The organism is Acidithiobacillus ferriphilus (genome assembly GCF_018854775.1).
In the GTDB taxonomy this organism is placed as follows: domain Bacteria; phylum Pseudomonadota; class Gammaproteobacteria; order Acidithiobacillales; family Acidithiobacillaceae; genus Acidithiobacillus; species Acidithiobacillus ferriphilus.
Genome location: NZ_JAAZTY010000023.1, coordinates 20,436 through 27,846, shown reverse-complemented (window position 1 = coordinate 27,846; position 7,411 = coordinate 20,436). Strand labels below are relative to the sequence as shown.

Sequence of the window (7,411 nt, the reverse complement as noted above, 5' to 3'; positions counted from 1 at the left end):
CCCGCCATTGTCGTAATTCTTTGCCCACGGCATCAAAAATGGAGGCGGTGGTAGCTGCCGCATATTGGGGATAAAGCGGCACCACAAAAAGCTTGCGGCATCCGGCATCACGCAGCACCGCCAAGCCTTGCGCAATCGACGGCTTACCGTAGCGCATAGCCAACTTCACCCGAACCTGGCCGGGACACTGTTGATCCCAGTGGGCCTGCAACGCATCACACTGGCGCTGGCTATAGACCATCAGGGGTGATCCGTCGGGAAGCCAGATACTGGCATAATTGCGCGCCGAGCGGGCGGGACGAAACAGCAGAATGGGCCCATTCAGAATGGGCCACCAGAGTATCCGCGGAAGTTCTACCACTCGGGCATCACTGAGAAATTCGCGCAGGTAGCGACGCACCGCCGGAGCGGTAGGCGCGTCAGGGGTGCCCAGATTGACGACCAGAATACCAATCATGTTTCGTTCTCCAGCGTGATGCAAACGGGCGCGTGATCTGATGGACGCTCTGCCGCCCGCGCGGCGCGGTCGATGACGACATTCCGAGTGCGCGCAAGGAGCGGACTCGAGGCCAGGATCAGGTCGATGCGCAGCCCCTGATTGCGCCGGAACGCTGCCGCGCGGTAATCCCACCAGCTCCACTCCTGCGCGTCCGGGTATAGGCTGCGGTAACTGTCGTGCAGCCCGAGGTCCAACAACGCACCCAGCGCCGCCCGTTCGGGAGGTGAGCAAAGTATGCCATCCCCCCAGACCGCAGCATCGCAAACATCACGGGCGTCCGGAGCAACATTGAAATCCCCCACCAGCAACAATTGCGGCCAACGCTGCAACTCCTCGGCAAGCAGCGCGCGCAGACGCTCCAACCATTGTAATTTATAGGGATACTTGTCGCTGTCTAAGGACTGGCCGTTGGGCACATAAACATTGATGACGCGTAAGTCACCAAAGCTGGCGGCGCACAGTCGTGCCTGCCCGTCACCCCCATCTGGCCAGTCACAACGGGCGTCCTCAGGTGTCGCCCGGCTCAGGATGGCAACACCGTTATAAGTCGGCTGACCGTGATAGAGCGACAGATAACCGGCGTCCGCCAGTTCGGTCGCCGGGAAACACGCATCGACCAACTTGGTCTCCTGCAGACAAAGGACATCGGGCTGCTCACTACCCAGCCATTCCAGCACTTGCGGGAGACGCACCTTCAGGGAGTTGACGTTCCAGGTGGCAACTTTCACGAAAGTTACTGGGGCACAGTGGCGCTGATGCTGGGACGTTGACGCAGGGCGTGCATCCAGGTCGTCAATTCCGGGAATTGCAACAAGAAATCCGGCGCGCGCAGATCGACATAACCGACCGCGGCGATGGTCGCAATCTGCGCCAGATTTAACACTGGCGCTGCTCCCACATCTTTCCACCCGCACGTCTCCTCCTGCAGCATCGCCAATGCGGCAAGGATCTTGCCACGGACACGCTGCAACATATCGAGATCCTGACAATCGTTACTGTGGCGTTGCTCCAACACCCAGGCAACCGTACTATCCATAATGCCGCTGGCCAGCGCTTCAATTCGCAATGTCGCAATACGGGCTTCCGGATCATGCGGGATGATGGCTGGTTCGGGGCGCAAAATTTCCAGATATTGGATAATCACTGCTGAGTCATATACGGCCGGGCCGTCATCACGCACCAGCACAGGGATCTTACCCAGGGGATTGTGCTCCAGTGCGCCATGGTCGGCGGCGCGGAGATCCACCCACTCCAAAACACAGGGGATGTTTTTTTCCAGCAGTGCGATACGCACTTTCCGAGCATAGGGGCTGGTCCGCGTAGCATAAAGTCGCATTTTCATCTCTCCTTTTCTACTGAGTCTGGACGGCTATCTGTTATCATGACGAAAGCATCGCCCCAAGCCAACCCCAGAAAGATAAACAAGCCATGAATTACGACCACCATCATCACGCCGGCAATGCCGCCGACTGCGTCAAGCATCTGGCCCTGAGCCTCACTTTGCAAGCCCTGATCCGTAAGGACACGCCACTCGCTTACATCGACACTCACGCAGGAGCGGGGCAATATACCTTAGGCGCGCAAGGAGAACACTTGCACGGTGTTTCGCGCCTGTGGGCAGACCGGCGCAGCCTGCCACACGCGGGTGCATGGCTGAAAATCATCAGCAATGAGAACGATGACGGCATGTTACGCCACTACCCCGGCTCCCCCGTCCTTGCCGCCACCCTACTCCGGCCTGGCGACCGGATGGTGCTCTGCGAACAGCAGCCCGAGGTGGCAACGCGCCTGCGCAAGGCGATGGGCCAACGGGCGCATACCAGCATCCTCAGCGAAGATGGTTATCGCGCCCTCTTCGGCCTGATCCCCCCGCCTGAAAAACGTGGTCTGGTCCTGATCGACCCGCCCTTTGAGCGCAGAGATGAATGGGAGCGCCTCGCGGACACCCTGATCCGCGCCTATCGGCGCTGGCCGCAAGGGGTGTATCTCGTCTGGTACCCGGTAAAAATCCGCGGTACGATCACCAGATTGTGGCAGGCTTTGCGTAAGCACCTGCCCACTTTTACCTGCGAACTGTTGCAGATGCCGGAGGAAGGCCGGGAACAGCTTTTTGGCAGCGGGCTGATCGTGGTGAATGCGCCCTGGGGCCTGCGCGAGGCGCTTAGCGCCGCCCTGACAGAACTAGGTCCACTGCTCACTGAGGCACAAAGTGGCGGGCTGTGGTCCCTGCGTTGCCAGGGCTGGCCGGGTCCGGACAAGGCTTAGTACCACCTACCAAACGCCACCGTTGGGTCCGTCACCGCGTGTTTTAACGAAGGAATACTCATGAGTGCCTCGACACTGTCCAATATCGACCACGTGCGCAAACTGCTCCTCTACGGCGGGCCGCTCGCGCAGTTTCAAGGGGAACTGGTCAAGCAGCCAGGTCAGGAAATCAGTGTTGCCGTGCTCTATCAACTAGCCCTGCGCTATGGCGTTATCAGCCCAACAGCGGCGCGGGAAGGGCTCGCCCTGCTCGCTACAGCGGGCACCGCTGGTGATACCGGGCGCGCCATTCTGGAACGGGTACTGACCGAAGGGGATTTTTTGGCCGTGCGGGTAATGCGTTGAGAAGTCGTGATTATGCGCCTTTATAGCTGGAACGTGAACGGCTGGCGCGCCGCCTGTCGCAAAGGCTTAGGCCACTGGGTCGCGGCGACGCAACCGGATGTGCTCTGCATACAGGAAAGCAAGGCCGATCCGGATCGTCTTCCAGTGGCAGAAACCCTACTGGAGGGCTACGATAGCCGCTGGGCGGTTGCCGAGCGCCCCGGTTACAGCGGCGTTACCACTTTCAGCAAAGCGCCTTGCCGACCGGTAGCAACGGGCCTGGGCATCCCGCGCTTCGACCGGGAAGGTCGCGTGCTTATCACCGACTGCGGTGATTTCGACCTGTATAACGTCTACTTCCCCAACGGCAAGAAGGATACCGAACGCCTCGCCTTCAAACTGGATTTCTACGCTGCCTTTCTGGAGTTGATCAACGCCCGGGTCGCCACCGGTCGGGCTGTGGTATTTTGTGGCGACGTTAACACCGCCCATCAGGCCATCGACCTCGCGCGCCCTAAAGAGAATGCGAAAATATCCGGTTTTCTCCCCGAAGAACGGGCTTGCCTGGACCAGTGGGTAGCGGCCGGCTGGGTGGATAGCTTCCGTCACCTACACCCGGACAGCATAACGTATTCCTGGTGGAGCCAGCGCACCAACGCCCGCGTCCGCAATATCGGCTGGCGCCTTGATTATTTTTGGATACATGAAAGTCTGCTGCCGCGCCTGCGCGGAGCGGGGATTGCCACCGATGTGACCGGCTCCGATCATTGCCCGGTCTGGCTGGAGTTAGGCTGAATGAACCTCGAACAATATGCTGCCCTCGCTATCACTGCCCTGCATACAGTAACCGATTACCGGCGTTGGGGAGCCAGCCGTTTTGCCGCTGCCGGGCTCGACTTCAGCCAGGGCCAACAGCAACCTCGCGCCGAAGCCGACACCCTGATCGCCTGGGCGCTGCATCTGGAACCGGAAGACCTTGCAGAACTCGGCGCGGCCCGCCTGCTGGATGGTGAGAAAAGCACAATCCTCAACTACTTCTATCAGCGGGAGATTCTCCGTCGCCCCACCGCCTACATCACCGGTGAAGCCTGGTTTGCCGGACTGCGTTTCAGCGTCGATGAGCGTGTCCTCATCCCGCGCAGCCTGCTGGAGCCCTTTATTGAAGAGGGCTTCGCGCCCTGGGTAGAGGCGTCGCAGGTACAGCGTATTTTGGAGATCGGCACAGGTTCCGGTTGTATGGCCATCATCCTGGCTCTGCGCTTTCCGGACAGCGAAGTGGATGCGGTGGACATTTCCGCCGAGGCCCTCGCCGTAGCCCGCGCAAATGTGCGGCGTTATGGCGTGGAGGACCGCGTGCATCTGCATCAGTCCGACCTCTTCGCCGCATTGGATGGACAGCGCTACGACCTGATCCTCAGCAATCCGCCCTATGTGGACGCGGCGGCCATGGCGGAGTTGCCCCCCGAATACCGGCACGAGCCTCGTCTCGCCTTGGCCGCCGGCGACGATGGCCTGGATTGCCTGCTCCCTCTGCTGGAGCAGGCGCCACAGCACCTGCAGACGGGCGGCGTCCTGGTGGTGGAAACCGGCGATGCCGAAGCGGCCCTCATCCGCCGTCGTCCCGATCTGCCCCTGATCTGGCTGGAGCATCCGGCGGGCGGCTCCGGTGCATTTCTAATGATGGCAACGGCCGACGACGGCTTCTAAGGCAGCGCCGCATCAAAGTTATGCCGTCGTGCAACCCGTTCCAGAAAAGCAAGCATCGTCCGCGACTGAATATTAGCGTTAACATTAAACCGGGCCAACGTCCAAGGATCCCACCTGATGGAAACAGCACAGTCCCTTTCTAAAACCTGGCCCCTCTTTGCGGGAGGGGGCCTCGCCCTCGGTATGGGCTCCTTCGACGGCGCCTCGGTGCAGGGTATTTTCCCCTACGTCGCGGGCGGCCTCTCCACCAGCAGCGATCATGCCCTCTGGACCCTGACCTACTTTATTGTTCACTGGTCACTGGGGATTACCCTGATGCCCTGGACGACAGCCCGCTTCGGGATGCGCCGCGTCTTTCAGATGGCGGTCACCGTGGCTATGGTGGGCACCGTCATCAGTGTGGCGACCGATAATCTCTGGATTATGCTGCTGTCCCGCGCTCTACAAGGTATAGCGGCGGGGCTTCTCGTCCCCCTCAGCCAGAGTCTGTTCTTACGCCACAGCCCCGGCCGATTTCACGGCCCCGTAACCATCTTCTGGAGTAACGCCATGCTGGTACCCTTTTTCTTCGGGCCAGCCATTGGCGGCCTGCTGGCGACGGAACTCGGCTATCGCAGCATTTTTCTGCTCTCCCTGCCGATCTGGGGCGTCGCCCTTTTTCTGGGCAGTGCGGGCATTCCCAAAGATCACGGTGATCCCCTGACGCCGCCTTTCGACGGTTGGGGCTTCGGCCTGCTCTACGGCGGTCTGATGAGCATGCAGGTGGTGCTGGATCAGGGCGAGCAGTACGGCTGGTGGCATTCTACCTTCATTCTGAAAATGACCCTGTTCGCCTTCGTCTTCCTGTTGCTTTTTGCCTGGCGCGAAAACGAGACTCGCCATCCCCTGCTCCAACTGCACTTTTTGCACCGGCGCAATTACTGGCTGGGGCTGCTGCTGCTCTGCCTGGGCTGGGCCATGTTCATGGGCTGGGCCTCCATGCTACCCCTCTGGGCGGAGGAAACCCTCAGCTTCAACGGCTTCTGGGGGAGCGCGGTGCTCATTCCCATTGGTCTTGGCGCTATTCCCTTGTCGACCCAGATGGACCGCCTGCGCGGGCTACTGGGACTGCGTCGGCTGACGACCCTCTGCTTTGCCATTTTTGCCTTCGCCTACGGTAGCGCTTATCTCAGTCCCATCAGCAGTCTGAGCGATCTGTTTTGGCCGATGCTGTTCATCGGCATGGGCGTCGGTATGCTCTTCGTGCCGCTAACCATGGTTATCCTCTCCGGCCTCAGTGCTGCGGAAATTCCCTCAGCAGCCACCACCAGCAATTTCATTCGCGTCTTCAGCGCCAACATCGGGGTGAGCCTGCTGAGCGTCTACTGGGCCCGCTACAGCGCCCTTGCCAGCGACCATCTGCGCGGCCACATCAGCCGTTTCGATCCGGAAGTGGCGCTCTCAGCCCAACACCTGCACACCCTGATCGAGGTGCAGGCGGGCACCCTGAGCATCGACAACCTGCTGCGCCTGTCGATGTGGATCTGCCTGATAGCGGCCATTACCGCCTACGTCTTTATCATCCCGCCCAGCGCCCTGCGCAGCGCCGATGGTCCGCGCAATTATGTGGAGGAGGAAGAGGACGAGTTTTCCACAGTAGTGGCCAGTGCCGCCGCCAGGGAAGGCGTCACCACCACCTCCTGACGCGGGCGTGGTATTTCGATGCCCGCCTGCTCCAGGGCATCCGCCAGTGCCCAGTTATATTTGGCGCGGGTTCCGCCGGGACGTATCAGTCCCGCCCGTTCCACCCAGACGATCATCTCGCAGTCATAGCCCGCGTCTCCGAACGCGTTCAACCACAAGGTCGGCAGATAACGTTCATCCCTTGCTGTCAGGGGCAAGGAGAGGGCGGTTTCTATGACCAGATTCCGCAATCGTTCCCGGTCGGTACCGTAGGGCACGCGAAACGGGATATGAATCCGCATAACCGGGTCATCCAGACTCCAGTTGATCACCTCGCCATTCACAAACTGGGAGTTGGGTACCAGGATATCCACATGGTCGTTGGTCACGATCTGGGTGTAGCGCACGCCCAGCTTTTTGACCTCGCCATGCAGGCCGTTTTCTTTGATCTGGATGTAGTCGCCTACCTTGATGCTGCGTTCAAAGAGCAAAATGAGTCCGGACGCAAAATTGCTGAAAATATTCTGCAACCCGAAACCCAGACCGACACCCACCACACCGCCCAAGAGAGCCAGACTGCTGAGATTGACGCCGATTGTCTGCAGGGCAATGAAAATGCCCAGAGCAATAACCATGTAGTAGGTAAGCCGCGAGATGGCGTAAGCCGTGGCATGATCCAGTTGCCGGCTCAGTACCCGGCGCGTGAATCGCCGCACCCAGGCCGCCCCCCACCATAAAAAAACCAGGATAATCAGAAATTCAACCATACCGATGGGCTCGACAATCATCCCCCCGGGCAGCGTCCACGGGGCGGTAAACCAGTGCCAGAAACCTCCCAGATAATCATGCATTATGCGCATCCCCATCGATCCTCGGCTCCAGTACAGTATCCAAGATACAACAACCCCTGCCGTAAAGCGCTGGCTTGCGTTACACTAAAGCAAAAATTTCGTG

The 7,411-nt window shown here is 59.9% G+C and carries 9 protein-coding genes; 5 read left to right on the top strand and 4 right to left on the bottom strand.

Annotated features, from left to right (window positions below; genetic code table 11):
- The 3 genes from HF921_RS01960 to HF921_RS01950 form a co-directional block, all read right to left on the bottom strand.
- On the bottom strand, positions 1-457 hold a 457-nt coding region (locus HF921_RS01960), incomplete at its 3' end, for a ferrochelatase (protein ID WP_215893209.1).
- A complete protein-coding gene (gene xth, locus HF921_RS01955) occupies positions 454-1,227 on the bottom strand; it encodes an exodeoxyribonuclease III (protein ID WP_215850000.1) in 774 nt (257 codons plus the stop codon). The genes HF921_RS01960 and xth, both read right to left, overlap by 4 nt.
- 5 nt (positions 1,228-1,232) lie before the next feature.
- Positions 1,233-1,835: a glutathione S-transferase N-terminal domain-containing protein gene (locus tag HF921_RS01950; RefSeq protein WP_064218853.1), complete on the bottom strand. Its 603-nt coding sequence runs from the start codon at positions 1,833-1,835 to the stop codon at positions 1,233-1,235.
- A gap of 92 nt (positions 1,836-1,927) precedes the next feature.
- On the opposite strand from HF921_RS01950, the gene HF921_RS01945 reads away from it, so the two are divergent.
- The 5 genes from HF921_RS01945 (at position 1,928) to HF921_RS01925 (ending at position 6,478) form a co-directional block, all read left to right on the top strand.
- Positions 1,928-2,764: a 23S rRNA (adenine(2030)-N(6))-methyltransferase RlmJ gene (locus HF921_RS01945; protein WP_215892436.1), complete on the top strand. Its 837-nt coding sequence runs from the start codon at positions 1,928-1,930 to the stop codon at positions 2,762-2,764.
- A gap of 60 nt (positions 2,765-2,824) precedes the next feature.
- Complete coding sequence (locus tag HF921_RS01940; RefSeq protein ID WP_064218855.1) at positions 2,825-3,109, top strand: DUF2322 family protein; 285 nt, start codon at positions 2,825-2,827, stop codon at positions 3,107-3,109.
- A gap of 12 nt (positions 3,110-3,121) precedes the next feature.
- On the top strand, positions 3,122-3,883 hold the full coding sequence (locus tag HF921_RS01935; RefSeq protein ID WP_215892437.1) for an exodeoxyribonuclease III: 762 nt from the start codon (positions 3,122-3,124) through the stop codon (positions 3,881-3,883).
- Positions 3,884-4,795, top strand: coding sequence for a 50S ribosomal protein L3 N(5)-glutamine methyltransferase (gene prmB, locus HF921_RS01930; protein ID WP_215892438.1), 912 nt, complete (start codon positions 3,884-3,886; stop codon positions 4,793-4,795).
- Between the two features lie 117 nt (positions 4,796-4,912).
- A complete protein-coding gene (locus tag HF921_RS01925; protein WP_215892439.1) occupies positions 4,913-6,478 on the top strand; it encodes an MFS transporter in 1,566 nt (521 codons plus the stop codon).
- On the opposite strand, the gene HF921_RS01920 is transcribed toward HF921_RS01925, so the two are convergent.
- Positions 6,397-7,317 (bottom strand): mechanosensitive ion channel family protein, encoded by a 921-nt coding sequence (locus tag HF921_RS01920; RefSeq protein WP_226834276.1) that lies wholly within the window; start codon positions 7,315-7,317, stop codon positions 6,397-6,399. The two genes, HF921_RS01925 and HF921_RS01920, sit on opposite strands and share 82 nt — an antisense overlap.
- Between the last annotated feature and the right edge of the window lie 94 nt (positions 7,318-7,411).